This window comes from Reyranella sp. (genome assembly GCF_004297265.1).
In the GTDB taxonomy this organism is placed as follows: Bacteria; Pseudomonadota; Alphaproteobacteria; order Reyranellales; family Reyranellaceae; genus Reyranella.
On the sequence record NZ_SCUT01000018.1, the window covers coordinates 53,961 to 76,693 of the forward strand.

Annotated in this window: 27 protein-coding genes; 12 read left to right on the forward strand and 15 right to left on the reverse strand. The window is 67.1% G+C overall.

Annotation, left to right across the window (positions count from 1 at the left end):
• The 7 genes from EPO41_RS06180 (at position 1) to EPO41_RS06210 (ending at position 6,114) form a co-directional block, all read left to right on the forward strand.
• Positions 1-528, forward strand: a complete 528-nt coding sequence (locus EPO41_RS06180) for an adenine phosphoribosyltransferase (protein ID WP_296321930.1) — start codon at positions 1-3, stop codon at positions 526-528.
• Positions 529-704: 176 nt separating this feature from the next.
• Positions 705-1,796, forward strand: a complete 1,092-nt coding sequence (locus EPO41_RS06185) for a M14 family metallopeptidase (RefSeq protein ID WP_296321933.1) — start codon at positions 705-707, stop codon at positions 1,794-1,796.
• Entirely contained in the window at positions 1,793-3,607 is a 1,815-nt protein-coding gene (locus EPO41_RS06190) for a patatin-like phospholipase family protein (RefSeq protein WP_296321936.1), read from the forward strand. Before EPO41_RS06185 ends, EPO41_RS06190 begins: the two co-directional genes overlap by 4 nt.
• A gap of 50 nt (positions 3,608-3,657) precedes the next feature.
• Positions 3,658-4,044, forward strand: a complete 387-nt coding sequence (locus tag EPO41_RS06195; RefSeq protein ID WP_296321939.1) for a metalloregulator ArsR/SmtB family transcription factor — start codon at positions 3,658-3,660, stop codon at positions 4,042-4,044.
• Positions 4,025-4,498, forward strand: coding sequence for an SRPBCC domain-containing protein (locus EPO41_RS06200; RefSeq protein ID WP_296321941.1), 474 nt, complete (start codon positions 4,025-4,027; stop codon positions 4,496-4,498). Before EPO41_RS06195 ends, EPO41_RS06200 begins: the two co-directional genes overlap by 20 nt.
• 28 nt (positions 4,499-4,526) lie before the next feature.
• The gene (locus EPO41_RS06205) at positions 4,527-4,895 is read left to right on the forward strand and encodes a nuclear transport factor 2 family protein (RefSeq protein ID WP_296321943.1); all 369 of its coding nucleotides are present in this window, start codon (positions 4,527-4,529) and stop codon (positions 4,893-4,895) included.
• Between the two features lie 13 nt (positions 4,896-4,908).
• Positions 4,909-6,114, forward strand: coding sequence for an MFS transporter (locus tag EPO41_RS06210; RefSeq protein WP_296321945.1), 1,206 nt, complete (start codon positions 4,909-4,911; stop codon positions 6,112-6,114).
• Here the strand turns inward: EPO41_RS06210 and EPO41_RS06215 are convergent.
• Entirely contained in the window at positions 6,089-6,499 is a 411-nt protein-coding gene (locus EPO41_RS06215; RefSeq protein ID WP_296321947.1) for a DUF2000 domain-containing protein, read from the reverse strand. The genes EPO41_RS06210 and EPO41_RS06215 overlap by 26 nt on opposite strands.
• Positions 6,500-6,546: 47 nt before the next feature.
• Here EPO41_RS06215 and EPO41_RS06220 point away from each other — a divergent pair, with 47 nt between their 5' ends.
• Entirely contained in the window at positions 6,547-7,350 is an 804-nt protein-coding gene (locus EPO41_RS06220) for an AraC family transcriptional regulator (RefSeq protein WP_296321949.1), read from the forward strand.
• Here EPO41_RS06220 and EPO41_RS06225 read toward each other — a convergent pair.
• The 7 genes from EPO41_RS06225 to EPO41_RS06255 all read right to left on the reverse strand — a co-directional run bounded on the left by EPO41_RS06225 (position 7,347) and on the right by EPO41_RS06255 (position 14,150).
• Positions 7,347-8,552, reverse strand: coding sequence for an NAD(P)/FAD-dependent oxidoreductase (locus EPO41_RS06225; RefSeq protein ID WP_296321952.1), 1,206 nt, complete (start codon positions 8,550-8,552; stop codon positions 7,347-7,349). The genes EPO41_RS06220 and EPO41_RS06225 overlap by 4 nt on opposite strands.
• A 92-nt stretch (positions 8,553-8,644) precedes the next feature.
• Positions 8,645-9,469, reverse strand: a complete 825-nt coding sequence (locus EPO41_RS06230) for an SDR family NAD(P)-dependent oxidoreductase (protein WP_296321957.1) — start codon at positions 9,467-9,469, stop codon at positions 8,645-8,647.
• Between the two features lie 22 nt (positions 9,470-9,491).
• Positions 9,492-9,920 carry a MaoC family dehydratase gene (locus EPO41_RS06235; RefSeq protein ID WP_296321959.1) on the reverse strand — a complete coding sequence of 143 codons (429 nt, stop codon included), beginning with the start codon at positions 9,918-9,920 and terminating at the stop codon, positions 9,492-9,494.
• An 11-nt stretch (positions 9,921-9,931) separates the two neighbouring features.
• Positions 9,932-10,393, reverse strand: coding sequence for a MaoC family dehydratase N-terminal domain-containing protein (locus tag EPO41_RS06240; RefSeq protein WP_296321962.1), 462 nt, complete (start codon positions 10,391-10,393; stop codon positions 9,932-9,934).
• Positions 10,394-10,475: 82 nt separating this feature from the next.
• Positions 10,476-11,675, reverse strand: coding sequence for an acetyl-CoA acetyltransferase (locus EPO41_RS06245; RefSeq protein ID WP_296321964.1), 1,200 nt, complete (start codon positions 11,673-11,675; stop codon positions 10,476-10,478).
• A 67-nt stretch (positions 11,676-11,742) separates the two neighbouring features.
• Positions 11,743-13,185, reverse strand: coding sequence for an OB-fold domain-containing protein (locus EPO41_RS06250; RefSeq protein WP_296321966.1), 1,443 nt, complete (start codon positions 13,183-13,185; stop codon positions 11,743-11,745).
• A gap of 125 nt (positions 13,186-13,310) precedes the next feature.
• Positions 13,311-14,150 (reverse strand): NUDIX hydrolase, encoded by an 840-nt coding sequence (locus tag EPO41_RS06255; RefSeq protein ID WP_296321969.1) that lies wholly within the window; start codon positions 14,148-14,150, stop codon positions 13,311-13,313.
• 106 nt (positions 14,151-14,256) lie between these two features.
• Here EPO41_RS06255 and EPO41_RS06260 point away from each other — a divergent pair, with 106 nt between their 5' ends.
• Positions 14,257-14,841, forward strand: coding sequence for an HdeD family acid-resistance protein (locus tag EPO41_RS06260; RefSeq protein ID WP_296321972.1), 585 nt, complete (start codon positions 14,257-14,259; stop codon positions 14,839-14,841).
• A 4-nt stretch (positions 14,842-14,845) separates the two neighbouring features.
• Here the strand turns inward: EPO41_RS06260 and EPO41_RS06265 are convergent, their stop codons facing one another.
• A complete protein-coding gene (locus tag EPO41_RS06265) occupies positions 14,846-15,868 on the reverse strand; it encodes an NADP-dependent oxidoreductase (protein WP_296321974.1) in 1,023 nt (340 codons plus the stop codon).
• 64 nt (positions 15,869-15,932) lie between these two features.
• Between EPO41_RS06265 and EPO41_RS06270 the strand changes: the two genes are divergently transcribed.
• Complete coding sequence (locus EPO41_RS06270; RefSeq protein ID WP_296321977.1) at positions 15,933-16,655, forward strand: alpha/beta hydrolase; 723 nt, start codon at positions 15,933-15,935, stop codon at positions 16,653-16,655.
• Positions 16,656-16,792: 137 nt separating this feature from the next.
• On the opposite strand, the gene EPO41_RS06275 is transcribed toward EPO41_RS06270, so the two are convergent.
• Complete coding sequence (locus EPO41_RS06275; RefSeq protein ID WP_296321980.1) at positions 16,793-17,536, reverse strand: SDR family NAD(P)-dependent oxidoreductase; 744 nt, start codon at positions 17,534-17,536, stop codon at positions 16,793-16,795.
• Between the two features lie 68 nt (positions 17,537-17,604).
• Between EPO41_RS06275 and EPO41_RS06280 the strand changes: the two genes are divergently transcribed.
• The gene (locus tag EPO41_RS06280) at positions 17,605-18,117 is read left to right on the forward strand and encodes a thioesterase family protein (RefSeq protein ID WP_296321982.1); all 513 of its coding nucleotides are present in this window, start codon (positions 17,605-17,607) and stop codon (positions 18,115-18,117) included.
• Between the two features lie 8 nt (positions 18,118-18,125).
• The gene (locus EPO41_RS06285) at positions 18,126-18,644 is read left to right on the forward strand and encodes a thioesterase family protein (RefSeq protein ID WP_296321986.1); all 519 of its coding nucleotides are present in this window, start codon (positions 18,126-18,128) and stop codon (positions 18,642-18,644) included.
• Here the strand turns inward: EPO41_RS06285 and EPO41_RS06290 are convergent.
• The 5 genes from EPO41_RS06290 to EPO41_RS06310 all read right to left on the reverse strand — a co-directional run bounded on the left by EPO41_RS06290 (position 18,619) and on the right by EPO41_RS06310 (position 22,703).
• The gene (locus EPO41_RS06290) at positions 18,619-19,125 is read right to left on the reverse strand and encodes a GNAT family N-acetyltransferase (protein WP_296321988.1); all 507 of its coding nucleotides are present in this window, start codon (positions 19,123-19,125) and stop codon (positions 18,619-18,621) included. The genes EPO41_RS06285 and EPO41_RS06290 overlap by 26 nt on opposite strands.
• A complete protein-coding gene (locus tag EPO41_RS06295) occupies positions 19,115-19,870 on the reverse strand; it encodes a glucose 1-dehydrogenase (protein WP_296321991.1) in 756 nt (251 codons plus the stop codon). Before EPO41_RS06295 ends, EPO41_RS06290 begins: the two co-directional genes overlap by 11 nt.
• A complete protein-coding gene (locus EPO41_RS06300) occupies positions 19,867-20,082 on the reverse strand; it encodes a DUF2783 domain-containing protein (RefSeq protein ID WP_296321993.1) in 216 nt (71 codons plus the stop codon). Before EPO41_RS06300 ends, EPO41_RS06295 begins: the two co-directional genes overlap by 4 nt.
• 10 nt (positions 20,083-20,092) lie before the next feature.
• Entirely contained in the window at positions 20,093-21,679 is a 1,587-nt protein-coding gene (locus EPO41_RS06305; protein ID WP_296321996.1) for an FAD-dependent oxidoreductase, read from the reverse strand.
• A gap of 67 nt (positions 21,680-21,746) precedes the next feature.
• Positions 21,747-22,703, reverse strand: coding sequence for an MBL fold metallo-hydrolase (locus EPO41_RS06310; protein WP_296321999.1), 957 nt, complete (start codon positions 22,701-22,703; stop codon positions 21,747-21,749).
• Positions 22,704-22,733 lie beyond the last annotated feature (30 nt).

The window sequence follows — 22,733 nt, forward strand, 5'->3', positions numbered from 1 at the left end:
ATGTCCAAGGATATCGACCTCAAGAAGCACATCCGCTCGATTCCCGACTTTCCCAAGCCGGGCATCCTCTTCTACGACATCTCGACCCTGCTGGCGCATCCCAAGGCCTGGCACACCGCGATCGAGCGGCTGGCCGACCTGATCCGGCCGCACAAGCCCGACGTTCTGGCGGGAATCGAATCGCGCGGCTTCCTGCTGGCCGCCCCGCTCGCGCTCGCGCTGGGCACCGGCTTCGTGATGATGCGCAAGCAGGGCAAGCTGCCCGGCACGACGGTGCGCCACACCTATTCGCTGGAATACGGCACAGACACGATCGAGATCCAGCAGGATGCGGTACACAAGGGCGCAAGGGTCGTGCTCGTCGACGATCTGCTGGCCACCGGCGGGACCATGGGCGCCGCCGTCCATCTTCTGGAATCCGTCGGCGCCGTGGTGCCCGCAACCGCGGTCATCATCGAACTCACCTTCCTCGAAGGCCGCAAGAAGCTCACGCCGCGGGTCGAAACGCTACTGCAGTACGACAGTTAGAGTTTCGAACTCTTCCCCTTTGCGGATTCCGCAAAGGGGAAGTGCCCTCGTCTTACGAGGGCGATGGGGTCATGCCCCCTCCGCCCCTCCGGGGCACCTCCCCCTTTGAATTGGGAGGAAGGCCACGCTTTCCGCCTCGTCGCCAAACCGGCTACGATGCCCGCCGGAGGAAATGCATGTTCTCAGTGTCCGGGTGCTTCTCTGAAACCTATGCCGAGGCGCGCGCGAAGTTCTGCGGCGCCGCGGCCGATGCCGGCGGCGCGCTGCGATCCTGGCTCAATCCGAAGGCGCGGGGCCCCAACGGCGAGAGGCTGTTCCTAGACACGGCGCGCTTCGGGGCGACCGATGCCGAGAACATGCTGGTGCTGATCGCCGGCACGCACGGCGTCGAGGGGCATTGCGGATCGGGTGCCGAAATCGCGTGGATGCGCTCGGGCGGGCCGGCGAAGCTGCCGCCAAATACCGGCGCGCTGCTGATCCATGCGCTCAACCCCTATGGCTTCGCGTGGACGCGCCGCGTCACCGAGGACAATGTCGATCTCAACCGCAACTTCGTCGATCACGACAAGGGCTATCCGAGGAACGACGGCTATCTCGAGATCGCCGACGCTGTGCTGCCGGTTGCGTGGAACGAGGCGAGCGCCGCCGAGACCGAACGCACGTTTGGAGCCTTTGCGCAGAAGCACGGCGCCTTCGGCCTGCAGAGCGCGATCAGCGGCGGCCAGTACACGCACCCCGACGGGATCTTCTTCGGCGGCACCACACCCACCTGGAGCAACCGGACGATCCGCGCCATCGCCCGCGAGGAGCTGTCGCAGGCGAAGCGCGTCGGCATCATCGATTTCCATACCGGCCTCGGCCCGTTCGGCCATGGCGAGCTGATCTGCGCGGTGTCGCCTGCGGCCAAGTCGTTCGCCCGCGCCAAGGCCTGGTATGGCGACGAGATGACCTCGCCGGAAGGCGGCACCTCGACCTCGGCAGTGGTTGTGGGCGTCATGACCGATGCCTTCCCGCAGGAGCTGCCCGATGCCGAGGTGACGCCGGTGGCGCTGGAATACGGCACCTACACGGTGCCGGAAGTGCTGAACGCGGTGCGCGCCGACAACTGGCTGCATCATCGCGGCGACCCCGGCTCGCCGCAGGGTCGCACGCTGAAGGCCGACATGAAGGAGCGCTTCTTCCCGGCCGGCGACAAATGGCGCGAGATGGTCTGGACGCGCGCCGACCAGACCATCGGCTGGGCGCTGAAGGGCATGACCGGGGGATGAGTCTGACCGTGCCGAGCGAGGACACCGCCCGGCTGCGTCTGCAGAAGGTGTTGCAGCAGACTCCGCTGTTCGCCGACCTCGACCCCGAAGCCCTGGCGGCGGTCGAACACCAGTTGACGTTGCTGGTCCTGCCGGGCGGCGCGGCGCTGTTCCGCCAGGGCGAACCGGCCGACGCCGTCTATGTCGTGACGAGCGGCTCCCTCGGCGTCTTTCGCCATCACGAAGCGGGCGACGCCCGCGAGCCCGTGCTGATCGCCGAGATCCCGCCGGGCAATCTCGTCGGCGAGATGTCGCTCCTGTCGCAGGGCAAGCGCACGCGCAGCGTCGCAGCGCTGCGCGACAGCGAAGTCTGGCGGCTGCCCCAGACCAGCTTCCACGCCCTCACCTCGCATCATCCCGAGGTCCTGCCGGCGCTGATGCGCAGCGTCGTGGCGCGCAATGCGCAGGATGTCGGGAACCGGCGCCGCCAGCCGCGCACCTTCGCCCTCCTGCCGAGCGGGCCCGACGTCCCGTCGGCGCGATTCGCGGTGATGCTGGCCAACGCGCTCGGCCGCATCGGCACCCAGGTGCAGATGCTGGGATCGGAATCGCTCGAGCAGGAACCCGAATGGTTCACGCGCTGCGAGATGGAATCGTCGTTCGTGCTCTACCGCGCCGATCCGACCCTGACACCGTGGACCGAGCTCTGCCTGCGCCAGGCCGATTGCCTGGTGGTGATGCGCAACGCCGACAACGACGCGCCGACCAGGGTGCCGTTCGAGATCGAGACGGCGCAGAGCGGCGCGGTGTTCCACCGGCGCCGCGAGCTGGTGCTGCTGCACGAAGGTCACGATCCGAAGCCCGGCTCGACGGCCCCGCTGCTGGCGGGCGGCCTCTACGGCAACCACCATCACGTGCGGCTCGACATCACGGCCGACATCGACCGGCTGGCCCGCATCCTCACGGGTCATGCCGTGGGCATCGTCATGGCCGGTGGCGGCGCGCGCGCCTTCACGCATATCGGCGTGGTCAAGGCGCTGCGCCAGAGCGGCGTGCCGATCGACCTGGTGGGCGGCACCAGCATGGGCGCCATCGTCGCGGCCGGCGTCGCCTCGCGCTGGAACGACGAGGAGCTCGACTCGCGCTTCCGCCGAGCCTTCGTCGACAACAATCCGCTCAGCGACTACACGGTGCCGCTGATCTCGCTCTTTGCCGGCCGCCGCGTCACGCGCCTGCTGCGCATGGCCTTCGGCGAAAAGGACATCGAGGACCTGGTCCTGCCCTATTACTGCATGACCGCGAACCTCACGACGTCCAAGGCCGATATCCATACGGTCGGGCGGCTTTGGCGGTGGCTGCGCGCGTCGGTGTCGATCCCCGGCGTGATGCCGCCCTTCAACGAAGCGGGCGAGGTCCACGTCGATGGCGGCGTCATCGACAATTTCCCTGTCCGCGCGATGCAGCGGCTGGGCCGCGGCGTGACCATCGGCGTCGACATCGACACCGGCGGCGCGCTCTCCGCTGGCGAGGGCGTCATGGAACCCTGGTCGGCCTGGCAGTTCTTCCGGCGCCTCGTCTGGAAGCGCAACGAGACACTGCCGATCCCCTCGATCGTGCGCATCCTGCTGCGCTCGGCGCTGGTCGCCAGCACCTCGCGCGCGGCCGAGGATCGCGCCGCCGCGGAGCTGCTGATCGTGCCTCCGATGACCCATATCGACCTGCTCGACTGGACGAGCTTCGACGCGGCCATCGAACTCGGCTACCGCACGACCCTCGAGGGGCTGGAGAAGGCCCGAACACTGCCGATCGGGGCGCGTCTCTTCCTGTCTTGACAGCGAGCAGGCCCACCGCTTCTATTTTACCTGACGGTTAATAATGAAGAATGGCCATGACTCCTGCCAGCGATCGCCTCACCGCCACTTTCTCCGCCCTCGCCGATCCGACGCGACGGGCCATCCTGGCGCGTCTGACCCTGGGTGAGACCTCGGTCGGCGAACTGGCCGAGCCCTTCGACATGTCGCTGCCGGCGATCTCCAAGCATCTCAAGGTGCTGGAGCGCGCCGGACTCATCGCGCGGGGGCGTGACGCCCAGCGCCGCCCCTGCCGCCTCGCCGCCGCACCGCTGCACGAGGTCTCCGACTGGGTGGCCACCTATCGCCGCTTCTGGGAGCAGCGTCTCGACCGGCTGGAAGCCTACCTGCACGAAGCCCAGGCGTCTTCGCCCGCGCCCAGGAAGAGGAAACCGACCCATGCCCGCAAGAGCAAGTGAACCGAGCTTTCCGGCGCGTCGCGAATTCACGCTGAACCGGGTGGTGGAAGCGCCGCGCGCGCTCGTCTTCCGCGCCTTCATCGAACCCGAGCGCATGAAGCAATGGTGGGCGCCGCGCGGCTTCCACATCCTGTCCTGCGCCCTCGACCTGCGCGAGGGAGGCGCCTGGCGCATGCGGATCCGGTCGGACGAGACCGGCGCCATCCAGACCGAAGTCGGCACCTATCGGGAGATCTCCGAACCCGAGCGCCTCGTCTTCACCCATGCCTGGGTCCGACGCGACGGGTCGCTGACGCCGACGACCCTCGTCACCGTGACCTTCGCGGACCTTGATGAAGGCACGGAGGTCCGCTTCACCCAATCCGACTTCCATTCGCCCGAATTCTGCCAGAGCCACGAGGAAGGCTGGAGCTCGTCGCTGGAGCAGCTCACCAAATACGCGCCTCGCCTGTGAACGCGGCCGGCAAGACGGAGGAAGCATCGTGACGGACGACAAGGCGCGGCATCTGGCGACCCTGCGGGAGCTCAACCACCACTACGTGCGCTCGGTCGCCGAAGCCGACGTCGAGTGGTTCGACCGGCACCTGTCGGACGATTTCCACAATACCAATCCCGACGGCTCCGTGATCGAGCGCGCCGCCTTCCTGGCGCAGATCGGCCGCGGTTCGGCGGTGAAGGATCTGCGCGAGCACGACGTGAAGATCCGCCTGCTGGGCGGCTTCGCCATCATCCATGCCCGAACGAGCTACACGAAGCCCGACGGCAGCCCGGGCGCCGGCTGGTACACCGACGACTGGCAGCTCCGGCCGGAGGGCTGGCGCTGCGTTTCGGCCCACGTCAGCCGTTCCTGAGCGCGCCGTCGCCATGTCGCTGACTCCGGCCACCGACACGTCGCCGGCGGCGTGGCGCGTCGTCTTCGCCTGTTTCGTGACGGCAGTGTTCGCCTGGGGTTTCGGCTTCTACGCGCACGGCATCTATCTCGTCGAACTGCAACGGGCCCGCGGCTGGTCGACGGGCTTCATCTCGTCCGTCGTCACCGCGCATTACCTGCTCGGCGCCCTGCTGCTGCCACGCATCGCCGAAGCGATCGCCCGCTTCGGCCCGCGCACCGTGTTCCTGGCGGGCCTGGCGACCAGCGCCGCGGCCCTGATGCTGCTGCCGTCGGTCACCGAGCCGTGGCAGCTGGTCGTGCTCTACATCGCCATGGCGCCGGGCTGGAACGCCACCAGCGTGGCGCCGATCGCCGCCACGGTCGGCCAGTGGTTCGACCGCAAGCGTGGCCTCGCCCTGAACCTCGCGCTGAGTGGTGCCACCGTGGCCGGCCTCGCCGTCACGCCGGTGCTGCTCGCTTCCATCCCGGCGCTGGGCTTCGCCATGGCCGAGCGGCTGCTGGTTGCGATCGGTATCGTGCTGGCGGCCGGCACCGTCGTGTTGTTCGTTCGTCGCGGGCCGCTGTCGCCCAAGTTGACGGCGGCGCGGCCGGACCGGCTGGCGCCACTGCGGCAGTGGCATTTCTGGAGCATCGCCGCGCCCTTCGCCATCGTGCTGACCTCTCAGGTCGGTTTCCTCACCCATCTCGTGCCGCTGGTGACTTCCCGCGCGGCCGCCAGCGGGCTGGCGATCGACCCCGCCCTTGCCGTCGGCATCAACGCCGTGACGGCGCTGGCCGGCCGCGTGGTGCTGGGACTGGTCATCGACCGGTTCGAGCCCCGCCGCGCCTCGGCGGTCTGCTTCCTGGTGCAGGCCGGCGCCATCGCTGTCCTGCAATTCGTCGAGACACCGCTCGCCGTCTACGGCGCCTGTGCCGCCTATGGCCTCGCCGTCGGCAACATCATCACCCTGTCGCCGATGATCGTGCAGCGCGAATTCACGCCCGATCGTTTCCCCGCCATCGTCGCCCTCTCCACGGCGATCATGCAGACCCTCTACGCCTTCGGGCCAGGCCTGCTGGGCGTGCTGCGCGATGCGTCGGGCGGCTACGGCGTGCCGCTGGCCGTCTGCATGGGCCTCAATCTTACGGCATCGGCATTGATCCTGATGCGCCCTAGGACAGGAACTTCAGCCCGTTGACCACCTTGTCGACGGCCTTGCGCGGCCCATGCACGCCGATGCCGACGAAGTCCAGCGCATCGACGGGCGCCGCGGCCACGGCGGCGCGATTGTCGGCATCGTTGGTCGTGGTGAACATCGGCTCGATGTAGATCGCCGGCACCAGCTCGCGCGACAGCGCCCGCTGATGCGTCCGCCGAAGCTCCTCCAGCGTCGCGCCGTAGACGAACACCGGCTCACGGATCAGCGCGGTGTAGGCGCGACCGCCGCCGTCGCGATAGGGCTCGCCCATCATATGGGCATGCGTGCCGGCGAGGCCGCCCGCCAGGAAGGCCGCCACGTTGGCCACCTGCCAGGCGGCCAGCTCCCTTCGCAGCACAAGGGCTGTCTTGGTTTCGTAGATCATGCTGCCGATATGGGGCATGCTGTTCCCACCGTCTTGAACGTTCGTGCATGATCCTCGACCAGATCCGCCTCGACCGGCCCACGTCCGGCCTGCAGCGCCTCGAAGGGCGCTTCGGCGGCCATGCCTACGACCTGCACCGGCATGAGACCTACGGTATCGGCCTCACTCTCTACGGCGTGCAGCAGTTCCACTATCGCGGCAGCCTGCGGGCGAGCCGGGCGCGACAGGTGCTGGTGCTGCATCCCGACGAGGCGCATGACGGCCATGCTGGCGAGGGCCGGGCCTTCGCCTATCGCATGCTCTATCTCGATCCCGCGTCGGTCTCCCGGGCCCTCGATGGCGCGAGCCCGCCCCATGTCGCGGAGGCCGTTGCGCACGATGCGGCGATGGCCCGCGTCATCGAGGAAGCCTTCGTCGACTTCCCGCAGCCGCTCGAGCCGCTGGCCATCGACGCTGCGATCGGCCGCCTCGCCGACCTGCTGGCACGGCGCGGCGACTGCGGGCCCCATCGGAAACGCGGCAGTGTCGCGCTCCGCGCGGTGCGGCTGGCCCGCGAGTTCCTGGTGGCCGAGTCGCACCGTATCGTCGGCTCCGACGAGCTGGAGAGGGTGAGCGGGCTCGACCGTTTCACCCTCGCCCGTCACTTCCGATTGGCCTTCGGCACCTCGCCGCATCGTTTCCAGGTCGGCCAGCGCCTGATGCGCGCGCAGGCCCTGATCGTCGAGGGCATCGCCCTGTCGGAAGCCGCGGCCGCCACAGGCTTCGCCGACCAGAGCCATCTCACGCGGCATTTCTCCGCCCGCTTCGGCGTCACGCCGGGCCGCTGGGCCGCCCTGTCGCGGCCAAGCTAGAGCGGATACTGGCCGTCGGTGTCGAGCGATTCGGCCGACAGCCAGCCCCGACGCAGGCCGGCCAACACGCCCGTCAACATCGGCCGTACGATCGGCGTCTGGCAGGCCTGGCGAAGCAGGAGGTCGCGCAGGATGGCGAGAGGCACGCTGTCCGACTGGAAGAACGGCGTCAGCAGATGACTGGCGGATCGGTAGAAGCGGTTCGACGCCCCCCGCCGGCGCGAAAAGAGTTCCATCGCCTGGGCGAGATCGCCCGCCTCGGCGAGGCTGCGGGCCAGGGCATGGGCATCGAGCAGCCCGAGATTGGCCCCCTGCCCGAGTTGCGGGCTGGTGCCGTGCGCGGCATCGCCCACGAACACGACCGGTCCCTCGCTCGAGCGGGGCAAGGCCACGTGCCGGTAGGTCGCGCGCGAGAATTCGCCCCCGCTGACCGCGCGTTCGATGGTCGACGCTGCTTCCGGCCACAGTGCCAGCGCCTCCTGCCGGACGGCTTCCAGATCAAGCGGCCGCTCGGGTCCAAGATCCCGCGTCCGCAGACTCCAGAACATCGTGACCGCGTCGGGCGCCACCGGAAGAATACCCATCATCGTCGTCGTGTCGGCGAAGCGCTGGCGAAGCAGCCTGACAGCGCCGGACGCCAGGGGGTCGGGGACGGTCGCACAGATACAGCCCCACGGATAAAGCGGCGCCCGGGCCCTCGGAAACACGCGCTGCCTCAGCGCCGAATGTGTCCCATCCGCGACGACCAGCAAATCGAACGGGCCGTGCCGGCCGGCCTTCCGGTCGAGCGCGACGGCGCGGGCACCCTCGCGCTCCACGTCGACGATCTCCACGCCGGGAACCAGGCGGGCGCCCGCCGCGAGAAGGCGGCGACGCAGCAGATCGAACAGGTCCGAACGGCGGATGCCGAGGCCGAAGGCAGCTGGATGCAGGTCGCAATAGGCCAGATCGATGACCCGGATTCCCCACTGGTTTTCGCCGAGCAGCCCGTCGATCCGGGCGCCTGCCGACAGGGCGTCCCGCTCCAGGCCAAGCGCCCGCAGGACCGCCAGTCCAGTGGGCTGCAGCAGAAGGCCGGCGCCCACGGGATGCGGCTGCTCGAATCGTTCCAGCACGGTAACACGATGTCCGGCATCGGCGAGGAAACTCGCGGCGGCCTGACCGGCAACGCCGCACCCCACGATTCCGATCTCAAAAGGCACCAACGCCATCCACCATTCTGCCCTTGGAAGCGTATACAACGAAAAAGGGTGGCCAACAGGCCACCCTTTTAGCCGTTTTTGCCGGTTGGATGTCAGAGGCCGCCGTTCACGACCAGGCACTGGCCGCTGACGTAATCGCTGTCCGGGCTGCAGAACAGGTAGACCGAGCCCGCCGCTTCCTCCGGCAGGCCGCCGCGGCCCAGCGGGATCATCTGGTTCAAGGCAGCGAGGCGGCCGCCCTGGACGCCGATCTTGACCGTTCGGCCCTGGACTTCGATCTCACCGGACTCGCCTTGGGCCAGCGGCTTGGTGAGGCGCGTCTGGATGTAGCCGAAGGCCACGGCGTTCACCGTGACGTCGTAGCGGCCGAACTCCTTGGCCAGCGTCTTGGTCAGGCCGATAATACCGGCCTTGCCCGCCGAGTAGTTGGACTGGCCGGCATTGCCGTTGACGCCCGAGGTCGAGGAGATGTTCACGACCTTGCGCACGATGCGCTTGCCCTCGGCGCGCTCCTTCTCGACGGCATCCTTGAAGTGGAGCTGGAAGGCCCGGAGGATGCGGAACGGCGCGGTCAGATGGACGTCGAGGATGGCGTACCACTGCTCGTCGGTCATCTTCTGGATGACCGAGTCCCAAGTGTAGCCGGCATTGTTCACGACGACGTGGCAGCCGCCGAAAGCGTCGACCGCGGTCTGGACGATGCGGTCGCCGAAATCCGGCTTGGCGACGTCGCCGTTGCACATGACGGCCTTGCCGCCCATCTTCTCGATCTCGGCCACCGTCTCCCTGGCGGGCGCGTCGTCGATGTCGTTGATCACGACCTTGGCGCCGTCACGCACCAGGCGCAGGGCGATCTCCTTGCCGATGCCGCGTCCCGAACCGGTGACGATCGCCACCTTGCCGTCCATCTGACCCATGTCTGTCTCCTGATGCGCTACGCTAATTCAGCGCGACCGTGGCGGTGCCCTGAAGCGTGTCCTGGCCGTTCTGGTTGGTGCACTTGACCTCGAGATCGACCAGCGTCTCGCCGTCCTTCTCGCGCTTGCCCGTGACCTTGCCCGACACGGTGATGACGTCGCCCACCCAGGTGATCGAGGTGAAGCGCGTGCCGAGGGCGCGCACCTGCTTCTGCGGGACCCAGGAGGTGACGAGGCGGCCGAGGAAGGCCATCGACAGCATGCCGTGGGCGAACACGTCCTTGAAACCGAACTTCTTGGCGAAGTCGATGTCGACATGGATCGGATTGTGGTCGCCGGAGCCGCCGCAGTAGAGGGCGAGCTGGTGGCGGCTGATCGGCGGCAGCACCAGCGGCTTGAGTTCGTCGCCGACCTTCACGTCGGCAATTTTCGGAGCGGTCGCAGTTGCCATGAGTGCCTCCCTTACTTCTTCGCCGCGTCGGGGTTGCGAACGACGGTGACGCCGCGGCCCTTGGCCAGCAGCTTGCCCGTCTGGTCCTTCATCTCCATCTCCTGGACGACGAACCACAGCGCGCCGCCCTTCTTGTCGTAGATGTCAACGACCTTTTCCTGGCAGGTGACGACGTCGCCGACCACGACCGGCGCGTAGTATTCGAAATGCTGCTCGCCGTGCAGGATCAGGCCGATATCGACGTTGAGCAGGCGCAGCAGCCCGCCCTTGTTGGGATCGTCGGCCTGCAGGGCGCGCAGGAAGGTGAGCGGCGCGGTGATGCCGCGATAGCCCGCCGCCTTGGCCGCTTCCTCGTCGGCATAAATCGGGGCTTCCTCGCCGATGGCCTTGCAGAACAGCTTGATCTTGCCCGCTTCGACGGTGGCGGTGAACGGCTTGAACTCGTGGCCGATGAGCTTCTTGTCGAGCTCCATGGATGTCTCCTCCTGATCGGATACAAAGAAAAGCCCTCTCCCCGACTGCCTTGAGTCAGAGAGAGGGCTTCGCGATTCGCGACTACTCGTAGCGGCCGACGATGGCCACGCTCGCGATGTTCTCGCGCGGTGCGCCACCGAGATTGTGTGTCATGCCGATGCGCGGGTCCTTGAGCTGGCGGGGGCCGGCCTTGCCCTGGAGCTGCAGGTACATCTCGTAGAGCATGCGCAGGCCGGAGGCGCCGATCGGATGGCCGAAGCACTTGAGGCCGCCGTCGATCTGGCAGGGGATCTTGCCGTCGGCGTCGTAGAAGCCGTCGAGCACGTCCCTCCAGCCCTTGCCGGTCTCGGAGATGTGCAGGTCTTCCATGGTGACGAGCTCGGTCACCGAGAAGCAGTCATGGACCTCGAACATCGACACTTCGTCGCGCGGGCTCTTGATGCCGGCCTCTTCATAGGCCTTCTTCGAGGCGATGCGCGTCGTGTGGAAGTAGCTGCCGTCCCACGAATTGTGGCCCGACTCCGAACCGTTCGAGACCGAGAGCTGCAGCGCCTTGACGCTGACGATGTCGTGCTTGCCGAGAGCCTTGGCGATTTCGGGCGTCGTCACGATGGCCGCGGCCGCGCCGTCGGACACGCCGCAGCAGTCGAACAGGCCGAGCGGCGAGGCGATCATCGGCGCGTTGAGGATGGTGTCCATCTCCACGGCCTTCTGGAGATGGGCCTTCGCATTCTTCGCGCCGTTCTGGTGGCTCTTCCACGAGACGTGGCCGATCGCCTTCTTGAGGTCCTCGCCGCTCACGCCGTGCGCCGTCATGTAGGCGGTGGCGAGCTGGGCGAAGTTGCCGGGCGCCGTGCCGTTGGCGTTCCACAGGGCCTGCAGCGGGCCGCCGCGACCGCCGGGCAGGCCGCCGTAGCCGGTGTCCTTCAGTTTCTCGACGCCGAGCGCCAGGGCGAAGTCGGCGGCGCCGGACGCCACGGCATAGCAGGCGCCGCGGAAGGCCTCGGTGCCGGAGGCGCACATGTTCTCGACATGCGTCACCGGGATGTTGGGCAGGCGCAGCGTCATGCTGAGCGGGATACCCGACTTGCCGACGTGAACCTCGTCGATGGCGGTGGAGAACCACGCCGCCTGCAGCTGGTTCTGGTCGATGCCGGCGTCTTTCAGGCATTCCTTGTAGGCTTCGAGCATCAGCTCTTCGGCGCCGCTGTCCCAGCGTTCGCCGAACTTCGAGCAGCCCATGCCGAGAATTGCGACCTTGTCCTTGATACCACGAGCCATTGCAGGTCTCCTTGGTGGTGAGGGTGGAACTCTTGAGATCAACGAAACGCTTGAACCAGGAAGGCGATCAGACCGGTGTCGCCTTCCAGAAGTAACGCTTGAAACCGCCGCGCATCTGGTCGTTGTCGCGAATGCGGAACGTCATGCGCATCCTGGCACCGACCTTGACCTGATCCTTATCGCTGTCGGTGAAGTCGGCCATGAAGCGCCCGCCTTCGGGGAAGGTGATCATGCCGTAATACGCCGGCGGGTCCGGCGAATAGGTGAGCGAGTCGGCGGTGAAGGACATTACCGAACATTCGAGCCCGGCCATCGCGTAGGGATCCTGGCTGTCGATGGCATGGCAGTTGGGATTGACGCAGACCTGTGTGCGCGGGAACTGCACCGTGCCGCACACCTTGCACTTTCCGCCGACCAGCCCGTAGATCATGTCGCGCTTGCGCCACAGGACCGACAGCGCCGTCTTCTTGTCGAACTCCGCCCGCATGCCCTTGTCGATCGGCAGCATGTCGTTGAAGGCGAGGAACTTCATGTAGTTCTTCTCTTCCTTGCGGCGCGCCATCCAGCCGGACAGGCCCTTGCGCTTGGGAAGCTTGTCCTTCTCGGCCGTGACCTCGAAGACCAGCGTATCGACACCCTGGCCGAAGGCCACGACCATGATCCTGTCGCCCGCCTTGGCGCCTTCCAGCGCATCGACCAGCATGACGAGCGCATGCGCCGCGCCGGTATCGCCAAGCGAAGCCCCCATCAGGTCGCGCACCGCGCCCTCGCCGATGCCCGCCAGCTTGGCCATCAGTTTGGGCACCGCCGGCATCAGGCTGGGCATGATGAAGTGGGTGATGTCGCTGCCCTTGAGCTTGCAGGCCGCAAGCGCCGCCTTGATCGCGGGCGGCACGATCTTCGAGTAGCCCTCGTCGCGAATCCAGCGCTCTTCCCAGCCGTAATCGAACTCGGCGTCCTCGCCGCGGAAGTGATCGACGAAGTCCATCGATACGGAATGGTGGCCGACGAGCCTGGCGATCACGTTCTCGGTGCCGCACAGCAGCGCCGCCGCGCCATCACCGTAGTTGAGTTCGTTGGCCGAGGCGACGCGGGCCATCCGCTTGTCGGCGGCCGCCACCAGGGACGGCGCGCCATCCTTGGAGGCGTTGAGGCCGGCGATCAGCGCCGAGGTGCCGGCTTTCAGCGATCCGCCGACGTCCATCGCCGACAAATTCTGCTCGACGTTGAGCGCCGTGCCGATCACGCCGGCGTTCTGACGGTCCTTGAACGGATGAGTCGTCGAGGCGAAGTAGATGTTGCGGACGTCCTCGGCCTTGTGGCTGGTCAGGCAGTCGCGCGAGGCCTCCACCGCCATGGTGATCGAGTCCTCGTCCCAGTTGGCCATCGAGCGCTCGCCCTTGGCGAGGCCGCGCAGGCCCGGCGCAAACCACTTGTTGGCGTCGTAGACGGCCTGACGGTTGAGACGCAGGCGCGGCACATAGGCGCCATAGGCCACGATTCCGACCATCGTTCTTCTTCCTCCACCTGGTCCGACCGAGGTCGGTTCATGAACGAGCGTTTATGGGGTCGCTCTTAGCGCGGTCGCCCGTTCCCGGCGAGCCGCTTTTCGTGTCCGAATCGTTATGCGCGGAATTATCTTCCGGTCTGCGGAACCCCGCCGGACGGCGGCATTTCGCGGACGAGGTTGCGGTATCCCGCACCCTCGGGGATGTGCAGGAACTTCTTGCCGTCCTTCACCTCGACCCATGGCTGGACGGTGACGATCTTGCGGGCACTCGCCGCGGCGATCGCGCCCGCGACCGTCTTGCCCTCCGCCAGCAGCTCGAGGTTCTTCATCGTTGCGTGGACCAGCGTCCGCTTCCCGGCCTTCGCCTCGTCGATCGCTTCCTGGGCGCCGATCCAGACCGAGTCCGTCGATTCCGAGCCGTCGTGCAGCGCAACCTGGTCCTCCGGGGCCTCGGCCAGGAAGAACCAGGTGTCGAAGCGCTTGGGCACGAAGGTCGGCGTGATCCAGTGCGCGTAGGGCGTCATCAGCTCGGTCGCGATCTCCAGGTCCTCGGCCTCGACCATATCGACGATGCTCGCCTCGTCCTTGGCGAGCTTGGCGCGCCAGCGCTCTTCGATCCCCTTGAGATCGGCCGCCCCGATCAGCGCCCGCTGGCCGCGCTTGCGGGCCAGCAGGACGCCGCATTCCTCGAAGGCCTCGCGCACGCCGGCGACACGGAACTTGAGCTCGGCATCGTCGATCTTGTCGGCGCCGCCGCAGCGGGCGCGCAGCGACGGGGCGCCGTCTGCTTCCTCGAGCTTGCCGCCGGGGAAGACGAGCGCCCCGGAGAAGGAGTCGATCTGGTGATGGCGCACGACCATGAAGACCTCGAGCGGTGAGGCGGCGTCTCCCGGCTTTGACGGCCGCAGCAGCAGCACGGTTGTGGCCGGACGCGGCGGGGATGCCTCATTTTTAGAATCGTTCATGTCTTCCTGCATTCCTGTGACACTTGAGTGTCCCATACAACCGGCGACAGTGCCATTGCGCGGGTGTATCCTGACATTGTCCATTCCGCTCTGAAGGAGCATCGCCATGACAATGTCCACCAACACGCCGCTTCCTCCGAATCTCGCGGAAGGCATCAAGGTCCTTCGCGCCAAGTGGGGATGGATCGTGGCGCTGGGCGTCGTGTTCCTGTTCGCGGGCTTCGTCGCGCTGGGCAGCGCCGTTGCGGCGACCGCTTCCGCCGTCATGATCGTCGGCATCATGATGATCATGGGCGGCGTCGCGGAAATCGTCGCGGCGTTCAGCGTCAAGGGCTGGGGCAAGTTCGCCGTCTGGATGCTGCTCGGCCTGCTCTATGTCGGCGCCGGCGTCATCGCCATCGGCAACCCCTTCGCGGCCGCCACCATCCTCACGCTGATGCTGGGTGCGGCACTCGTGGCCGGCGGCGTGCTGCGCATCTTCCTCGCCTTCAGCATGAAGTCCGCGGGCAAGCCGTGGGGCTGGGTCGTCGTGTCCGGCCTCGTGACCCTGCTGCTGGGCGCCATGATCATCGCCCAGTGGCCGGCCTCCAGCTTCTTCGTGCTGGGCATCTTCCTCGGCATCGACCTGATCTTCATCGGCTCGGGCTGGGTGACGATGGGCCTCGCGCTGAAGAACCGCCCGGCCGCCTGAGGCGCTACTTCCGGGTCGGATCCTCGGCGACCTGCACCAGCAGCTTGCCGAAGTTCCGGCCCTTCAGGAGGCCGATGAACGCCTCGGGCGCGTTCTCGATGCCCTGCACGATATCCTCGCGATACTTGATCTTGCCGGCCTTCACCGCAGCCGGCACTTCCTTCCAGAAGTCGGCCATCTGGCCGAAGTGATCCGACACGATGAAGCCGGTCACAGTGGCACGCTTGATCAGCAGCAGGCGCCAGTCGGGACCCGGGTTCATCTGCATCTCGTTGTATTGCGAGATCAGGCCACAGAGCGGCACACGCGCGAAGTCGTTGAGCTGGGGCACGACGGCGGCCTGCACCGCCCCGCCGACATTCTCGAAGTAGATATCGATGCCCTTGGGCGCCGCGGCCCGCAGCTCCTTGAACAGGTTTGCACCGGCCGCGCGATAGTCGACGCAGGCATCGAAGCCCAGCTCGTTCACGACGTAGTCGCACTTCTCCTTGCCGCCGGCGATGCCGACCGCGCGGCAACCCCTGAGCTTGGCGAGCTGGCCGACCACCGAGCCGACGGCGCCGGACGCCGCCGACACGACCACGGTTTCGCCAGGCTTCGGCTTGCCGATCTCCATCAGCCCCCACCAGGCGGTCATGCCCGGCATGCCCAGCACCGACAGCGCGGTCGAGAGCGGCGCGGCGTCGGGATCGAGCTTCATCGACATGTCGCCGGTCGAGACGGCGTAGCTCTGCCAGCCGGCATACTCGACGACATAGTCGCCTTCCTTGAAGCGCGGGTTCCTCGACTTCACCACCTGGCCCACCGTGCCGCCGACCATCGCGTCGCCGAGATTGACGTTCGAGGCGTAGCCCTTGGTCTCCGCCATGCGGCCGCGCATATAGGGATCGAGCGACAGCCAGATCGTGCGCGACAGGTACTCGCCGTCCTTAGGCTCGGGGATCGACTGGTCGACGACCTCGAAATTGGCGGGCGTCGGTTCGCCCTGCGGACGCGACTTCAGCAGCACGCGACGATTGGTGGCCATGGCATCCTCTACTTGTTTGCGGCACGGTAGCACGCCGATGAAAACCCCGAAAACGCCGAGCTGAATGACCGAGTCTCGTACCTATATCTGTCTTCCCGGCGCCTGGATGGGCGCCTGGTCCTGGAAATTCGTCGTCGAACGCCTGACCGCGGCGGGCCACGACGCTCGTGCCCTGCCCTTTCGCGGCATCGGCGAGCGCGCGGCGGAACTGTCGCCCGAGCTCGACAACGACGTGTTCCTCGCCGACACGATCGCCACGCTGGAGAAGGAAGACCTGCGCGACATCGTTCTGGTCGGCCACAGTTTCGGCAGCCTGATCGCCACCCTCGTCACCGATCGCATTCCCGAGCGCATCGGCCATCTCGTCATCGTCGACGGCGGCATCGCCACCGACGGCCAGTCGATCTTCGGCCGCATCCCGCCCGAGATCGTGGCCAAGCGGAAGAAGCTGGTGAAGGTCGTGAACGGCACGGAGGTCCTGCCCTTCGCGCCGGTCGGCAGCCTGATCATCGACGATCCGGAATTGGCCGCCTGGACGCACCGCCATCTCACGCCGCATCCGCTCGCCTGCTACACCAAGCCGATCACGCTCCATCACCCCGCCGGCAACGGCCGCCCGATGACCTACATCGCCTGCACCAGGCCGCGCTATCCGGTGTCGGCCGGCATGCACGAGAAGGTCCAGACGATGTCGCATGTCCGCTACCGTTCGATCGAAGCCGGCCACAACTGCATCATCTCGGCGCCGGACCTGGTGGCCGCGGAGTTGCTGGCGATTCCGCGTTAATCACCAAGCCCGTCGTCCCGAGCGAAGCCGCCCCCGGGGCGGCGCAGTCGAGGGACCTCTTTTCCGACGCACGATGTGCCGAGGCGAAAAGAGGTCCCTCGACTTCGCTGCGCTCCGCTCGGGACGACGGGGAATTTTCAAAACGGTTCCTTGTACGGGCGCAGGTCGATCTCGTGCGTCCAGGCGCTGCGGTGCTGGCGGTGCAGGTGCCAATAGCTGTCGGCGATCGCGTCGATGTTCAGCAGGCCGTCCGGACCGGCCTTGTCGGCGCGGTCGGGCATGCGCGACAGCAGACGCTCGCCCTCGATGCCGCCGTCGATGATGGCGTGCGCGACATGGATTCCCTGTGGCCCGAACTCGCGCGCCATCGACTGCACCATCAGCCGCAGGCCGCCCTTGGTGGCATTGAAGGCGGCGAAGCGCGGCCGGCCGCGCAACGAGCCCGAGGCGCCGGTAAAGATCACCGTGCCGCGTCCCAGCGGCGCCAGCCGGCGCATGGCTTCGCGGCCGAACAGGAAGCCGGCGAAGCAGCCGACCCGCCAGGAATCCTCGAAATGCTGTGCCGTCATCTCGCGGAAATCGACGGCGGCATTGTTGCCCATGTTGAACACCAGCAGGTCGGCCGGTGCGCCGTCGGCATCGTCGGCCATCGCCCGGTCGAACAGCGCGACCACCTGGTCTTCCTTGGTGCCGTCGACCACGACGGCCGTCGCCGAGCCGCCGGCCTCGCGAATCCCCTGCACGACCTTGTCGATCTTGGGCCCGGTGCGACCGGCCACCAGCACGTGATATCCCTCTTTCGCAAAGCGCCGGCTCGCCGCCGCGCCAAGCCCGCGCTCGGCGCCCACGCCCAGCACGACCGCCTTCGTCTTCTTCGCCATGTTCGCTCCTCGCAACACCGTTGCACGGAACTTGCGGTGCGCCGGGCCGCTTCGCTACGGTCGGTCGCATGAAATTAGCTCCGTACCCCATGATCGATCTCGACCTTGCGGCGCCGCTCGATCGCCATCCCGCCACCGTGCTGCCCGACTGGATCGACTGGAACGGCCACATGAACGTGGGCTACTACGTCGTCGCCTTCGACAAGGCGACGGACACGCTCTGCCAGCAATTCGGCTGCGGCTACGAATATACGCGCGACGAGATCGGCATGACCTTCGTGCTCGAGGCGCACGTCACCTACGATCGCGAGGTCAAGGAAGGCGACCCCTTGCGCATCACCACGCAGATCCTCGATCACGACGCCAAGCGCCTCCACTTCATCCACATGATGTATCATGCGAAGGAAGGCTATCTCGCGGCCACCAACGAACTCATGCTGATGAACATCGACTACCAGACCCGCCGCTCGGCGCCCTGGCCCGGCTTCGCCATGGAGCGCATCGAGCAGCTCGCCGCGGCGCATGCCGCCCTCCCTCGTCCGTCCCAGGCCGGCCGCCTCATCGGAATCAAGAAGAAGTAACAGCGTCCATGCTTCAGTCCCTGCCGTACGAACTTCCCGAACTGATCACCCGCGCCCCGCTCGACACCCACCGCTCGACCGTGATTCCCGAATGGGTCGACTGGAACGGCCACATGAACGTGGCCTTCTACGTGGCGGCCTTCGATCAGGCCTCGGGCGCCTTCATGCGCAACATGGGGCTGGGCCGCCGCTACGTCGACGGCAAGCTCGGCATGACCTTCGTGCTGGAGACCCACGTCACCTACGATCGCGAAGTGCGCGAAGGCGCGCCGCTGCGCTTCACCACCCAGCTGCTCGCGCGCGATGCCAAGAAGGTCCACCTCTTCCACGAGATGTACCATGCCGAGCAGGACTATCTGGCAGCGACCAACGAGACGATCGTGATGAACATCAACTACGAGACGCGACGTTCCGGCCCCTGGCCGGTGCCGGTGGCCGAGCGTCTCGATGCGATCTGGGCGACGCACCAGGCCTTGCCGAAACCGGCCAAGGCCGGCCGCGTCATGGGGCTTTCGAAGAGGAGCTAGCGAGCGCGGCCAGCGCCTCGCCGCTGAGGCGATAGGGCAGCCAGTTGCGAATCCAGCGATAGCCCAGGCGCTCGTAGAAGCCGCGCGCCGGGTTCCAGTCGAGCACGTTGAGATCGATGCGCTTGTAGCCCTTGGCCACGCATTCCCGCGCCAGCCCCTGCATCAGCGCGCGCGCCACGCCGCCGCGGCGTTCCTCGGGTACGACCCAGATATCCTCGATGAAGATGCCGCGCGCGGCGGTCCAGACGGAATAGTTGAACGTATAGAGGATGAAGCCCACGGGCGTGGAGCCCCGCTCGGCGACCAGGGCGGCGAATTGCGGGTGCTCGCCGAAGCCGTCGCGCGCCAGCGTCTCGGGCGTCGAGCCGACGGCGTCCGGCTCGTCCTCGTAGGTCGCGAGATCGACCGAGAAACGATGCAGCGTATCGACATCCGCGACCGTGGCCGGCCGCACCACCAGTGTCTGCGGATCAGACGGCAAGATATCCTCCATCGACCGGGAGGATGGCGCCGGTGATGTAACTGGCCGCCTCCGAACACAGAAAGACCACCGGCCCGGCCAGTTCCTCCGGCTGGCCGACGCGCTTCATCGGCACGTGCGCCAGGAAGCCGTCCAGCTTCTTCGGGTCGGCACGCGTCACCTCCGTCATCGCCGTCGCGATGATACCCGGCGCCAGCGCGTTCACCCGCACGCCGTCGGGCGCCAGCTCCGTCGCGAGCGCCCGCGTGAACTGGGCCAGCGCGCCCTTCGAGACGGGATAGACGCCGCTGCCGGCCGGCGCGACGAAGGAGTTGATCGAGGCGATGTTCACGATGCTGCCCCTGGTGTGCTTCAGCTGCTCGATGAAGGCCATGGTGACATTGAAAGGGCCCTGGACGTTCACCTCCATCGTGCGTTCCCAGCGCGCCCGGCCGTCCGGCCCGGTCAGCCCGCCGCGCAGGAAGATGCCGGCATTGTTGACCAGGATACTGATCGGGCCGACCAGCAGGGAGACGTCCTGCGCCAGTTTGGTGCAGCTCTCTTCGTCGGTAACGTCGAGTGCATGACCGCGCGCCTCGCCGCCCGCCTTGACGATGCTGTCGGCGATCGCGCGCGCGGCATCCAGATCGACGTCGGTGACGATGACGCGGGCGCCCGCCGCCGCCAGGCCGCGCGCGATGGCGGCGCCGTTGCCGCGGCCCGCGCCGGTGACCAGCGCCAGCCGGCCCTTGAGCATGTCCTTCATGTCTCCTCCATCGTCTCGCGCGCCGCGACCAACGCTTCCTGCAGCACCTCGTCGCCGACATGGTTCGCCAGCAGGAGGATCAGGCGTGCGTCGAAGGCGCGGCATTGATCGTCGCTGAGATCGCGGTGCGCGTCGACGATCGCGTTATAGACGTCGTCGGGACGCGCGAGATTCAAGGTGCGACGCAACGCGCCAGTCGAGGTGTCGGCCATGGCGGTCTCCTCAGCCGTTGCCAGTCGCCCGCCCGATCGCCGCGGCGATCGCAGCGCCGTCGAAGCGGCGCCAGCGGGCGGCGACGTATCGGTCGGGACGAACGAGATAGGTCGTCCCCGGCCGCGCATCGTAGCGCTGGCGCGCCAGCCCGTCGCCGGCAATGCAAACGCCGGTCGTCCCACGCGGGAATTCCGTCACCGGCGAATCGTAATCCGAAAAGGTCAGCACCGTGAAATCCGGACCGAGCCGGTCGATGAGCCAGCCTTCCCCCTCCCGGCCGATCGGCGCGTCGAGCATCGCGCATCCCGGCGCCGGGCCGCGCACCCAGTCGGCATCGGTATCCGCCGTGTCGAGCGGCGAGCCCGGCTGCGCGGTCGGCACGGAGAGCCGACCGCTGTTGATCAGCGCGCGCGCGAAAGGAAAGTCACGCGCCAGCGACAGGGTGGCGTCACGGAAGGCGCGCGAGGCGGCAAACTTCGGCGTGATGAAGTCGGTGCTGCGCGTTGAGTTCAGGATGTTCTCCTGCGCCGCCGCACGACGCTCACTGCAGTAGCTGTCGAGCAGCGAGACCGGAGCGGTCTTGCCGAGCACCATCGCCAGCTTCCAGGCGAGGTTGTCGACATCGGCGATGGCGCCGTTGCCGCCGCGCGCACCGAAAGGCGAGACCACATGGGCGGCATCGCCGGCGAAGATCACGCGGCCGTGGACGAAACGCTCCATGATCCGGCAGGTGAAGGTGTAGACGCTGGTCCATTCATGCTCCCAGCGCGCATCGGGACCGAACATCTGGCGCAGGCGCCGGTCGATGTTCTCGGGCTTCTTCTCCTCTTCCGGATCGGCGTCGGGGCCGAGCTGGAAGTCGACGCGCAGCACATTGTCGGCCTGGCGGTGCAGCAGCACCGAGTTGGTCGGATGGAACGGTGGATAGAACCAGAAGCGCCGCTCCTTCGGCAGCTCGCTCAACAGCCTGATGTCGGCGATCAGGAAGCGGTCGTGGAAGACCTCGCCGGGATAGGGCAGGTCCATCAGGTGCCGCACGGTGCTGCGCACGCCGTCGCAGGCGACCAACCAATCGGCATCGAGCTTGTAGCGCCCGTCCGGCGTCTCAACCTCGACCGTGACGCCTTCGTCGCTGGGTGTGATCGCGACCACCTTGTTGCGGAAGCGCAGCTCGACCAGAGGTTCGGCGAGGCAGCGCTCGTAGAGATATTCCTCCACGTAATATTGCTGCAGGTTCACGAAGGCCGGGAACTTGTGGCCCGGCTCGGGCTGCAGGTTGAAGCGGAAGACCGGCCTGTCGTGGAGATAGAGTTCGCCCTGCTCCCAGGTGATGCCCTTCTCGACCATGCGGCTTGCGATGCCGAACCGATCCCAGCTCTCGAGACTGTGCTTGGCCTGGCAGATCGAGCGGCTCCCCAGGCTCACCGTGTCGTCCTCGTCCAGCACCACCGACGCCACGCCGCGTTGCGCCAGCGCGAGCGCCAGAGTCGGTCCGGCCATGCCGGCGCCAACGATCACGACCGGTCGGCGCTCGCTTTTGCCATCGAGTTCGGCGGGCCGGTGATAGGGATAGTGACGGTAAGTGTAGGAACTCATGGGAGCGCGCCACTCCAGTGGCGCTCATGATGCGCCACTGGAGTGGCGCGCTCCAAGGCGAGCATTGTCACTCGGCCTTTTCCAGCGCCGCCCACATCTCGATGTCGCGTTCGGCGGTCCAGATGCGCGGATGGTCGAGGCCCTTGGCCTCGTCGTAGGCGCGACTGACGTCGAAGGGCATGCAGTGCTCGAAGATCACCCAGTTGCCGTAGCGCGGCTGCAGCGCGGCCATCGCCTTGTCGTAGGCCTGCTTCAGCGAGTCGCCGCTCTCGGCGCTCTTCTCGACGACCTTGTAGAGGTCGCTGAGGAAGGCCTGGGTTCCGGCGATCCCCTCCTCGACCGGGCCCTCGCCGATCAGCGCGTCGCCCCGGCCCGGCACCAGCGCCTCGGCCTTGAGGTCGCGCAGCTTCTGGAGCGTCTCCGGCCAGTCCTTGTAGTGCGCGTCGCCGCAATAGGGCGTGGCGCCGTACTCGACGAGATCGCCGCTGAACAGCGTGCGCTCCTCGGGCAGCCAGACGATCGTGTCGCCCTTGGTATGACCGCGGCCGGCATGGATGATGTCGACCTGCAGCTTGCCCAGCCACAGGGTCATGCGGTCCGTGAAAGTGATGGTGGGCCAGGTCAGACCCGGAATGGTCTCCGCCGCCTGGAACAGGCGCGGAAAGCGCTGCAGCTCCGACTTGTAGTCCTCCGCGCCGCGCTCGACGATCATCTCGCGCGTGGCTTCGCTGCAGATGATGTGCTCGGGCGCGTAGCCGCTGGCGCCCAGCACGCGCACGGCATGATAGTGCGACAGCACCACGTACTTGATCGGCTTGTCGGTGACGGTGCGGATGCGCTCGATCACCTGCTCCGCCATCTTCGGCGTTGCCTGCGCATCGATCACCATGACCGCGTCGTCGCCGATCACGATGCCGGTATTGGGATCGCCCTCCGCGGTGAAGGCATAGGCGTGTTCGGAGAGACGGCTGAAGGTGATCTTCTTGTCCGTCATATCCGCCTGCGAGGCGAACGCCTTGGCCATCGATATCTCCCCGTTGTCGCTTGGCGCGAA

Bases quoted from the DNA above. Each gene is read 5' to 3' on its own strand.
- EPO41_RS06215 (WP_296321947.1), bottom strand. From the start codon at position 6,499: ATGATCTACGAAACCAAGACAGCCCTTGTGCTGCGAAGGGAGCTGGCC.
- EPO41_RS06255 (WP_296321969.1), bottom strand. From the start codon at position 14,150: ATGAACGATTCTAAAAATGAGGCATCCCCGCCGCGTCCGGCCACAACC.
- EPO41_RS06300 (WP_296321993.1), bottom strand. From the start codon at position 20,082: ATGGCCGACACCTCGACTGGCGCGTTGCGTCGCACCTTGAATCTCGCG.
- EPO41_RS06275 (WP_296321980.1), bottom strand. From the start codon at position 17,536: ATGGCGAAGAAGACGAAGGCGGTCGTGCTGGGCGTGGGCGCCGAGCGC.
- EPO41_RS06220 (WP_296321949.1), top strand. From the start codon at position 6,547: ATGATCCTCGACCAGATCCGCCTCGACCGGCCCACGTCCGGCCTGCAG.
- EPO41_RS06210 (WP_296321945.1), top strand. From the start codon at position 4,909: ATGTCGCTGACTCCGGCCACCGACACGTCGCCGGCGGCGTGGCGCGTC.
- EPO41_RS06245 (WP_296321964.1), bottom strand. From the start codon at position 11,675: ATGGCTCGTGGTATCAAGGACAAGGTCGCAATTCTCGGCATGGGCTGC.
- EPO41_RS06240 (WP_296321962.1), bottom strand. From the start codon at position 10,393: ATGGAGCTCGACAAGAAGCTCATCGGCCACGAGTTCAAGCCGTTCACC.
- EPO41_RS06235 (WP_296321959.1), bottom strand. From the start codon at position 9,920: ATGGCAACTGCGACCGCTCCGAAAATTGCCGACGTGAAGGTCGGCGAC.
- EPO41_RS06230 (WP_296321957.1), bottom strand. From the start codon at position 9,469: ATGGGTCAGATGGACGGCAAGGTGGCGATCGTCACCGGTTCGGGACGC.
- EPO41_RS06195 (WP_296321939.1), top strand. From the start codon at position 3,658: ATGGCCATGACTCCTGCCAGCGATCGCCTCACCGCCACTTTCTCCGCC.
- EPO41_RS06190 (WP_296321936.1), top strand. From the start codon at position 1,793: ATGAGTCTGACCGTGCCGAGCGAGGACACCGCCCGGCTGCGTCTGCAG.
- EPO41_RS06185 (WP_296321933.1), top strand. From the start codon at position 705: ATGTTCTCAGTGTCCGGGTGCTTCTCTGAAACCTATGCCGAGGCGCGC.
- EPO41_RS06310 (WP_296321999.1), bottom strand. From the start codon at position 22,703: ATGGCCAAGGCGTTCGCCTCGCAGGCGGATATGACGGACAAGAAGATC.
- EPO41_RS06305 (WP_296321996.1), bottom strand. From the start codon at position 21,679: ATGAGTTCCTACACTTACCGTCACTATCCCTATCACCGGCCCGCCGAA.
- EPO41_RS06200 (WP_296321941.1), top strand. From the start codon at position 4,025: ATGCCCGCAAGAGCAAGTGAACCGAGCTTTCCGGCGCGTCGCGAATTC.
- EPO41_RS06280 (WP_296321982.1), top strand. From the start codon at position 17,605: ATGAAATTAGCTCCGTACCCCATGATCGATCTCGACCTTGCGGCGCCG.
- EPO41_RS06260 (WP_296321972.1), top strand. From the start codon at position 14,257: ATGACAATGTCCACCAACACGCCGCTTCCTCCGAATCTCGCGGAAGGC.
- EPO41_RS06250 (WP_296321966.1), bottom strand. From the start codon at position 13,185: ATGGTCGGAATCGTGGCCTATGGCGCCTATGTGCCGCGCCTGCGTCTC.
- EPO41_RS06285 (WP_296321986.1), top strand. From the start codon at position 18,126: ATGCTTCAGTCCCTGCCGTACGAACTTCCCGAACTGATCACCCGCGCC.
- EPO41_RS06180 (WP_296321930.1), top strand. From the start codon at position 1: ATGTCCAAGGATATCGACCTCAAGAAGCACATCCGCTCGATTCCCGAC.
- EPO41_RS06270 (WP_296321977.1), top strand. From the start codon at position 15,933: ATGACCGAGTCTCGTACCTATATCTGTCTTCCCGGCGCCTGGATGGGC.
- EPO41_RS06265 (WP_296321974.1), bottom strand. From the start codon at position 15,868: ATGGCCACCAATCGTCGCGTGCTGCTGAAGTCGCGTCCGCAGGGCGAA.
- EPO41_RS06295 (WP_296321991.1), bottom strand. From the start codon at position 19,870: ATGAAGGACATGCTCAAGGGCCGGCTGGCGCTGGTCACCGGCGCGGGC.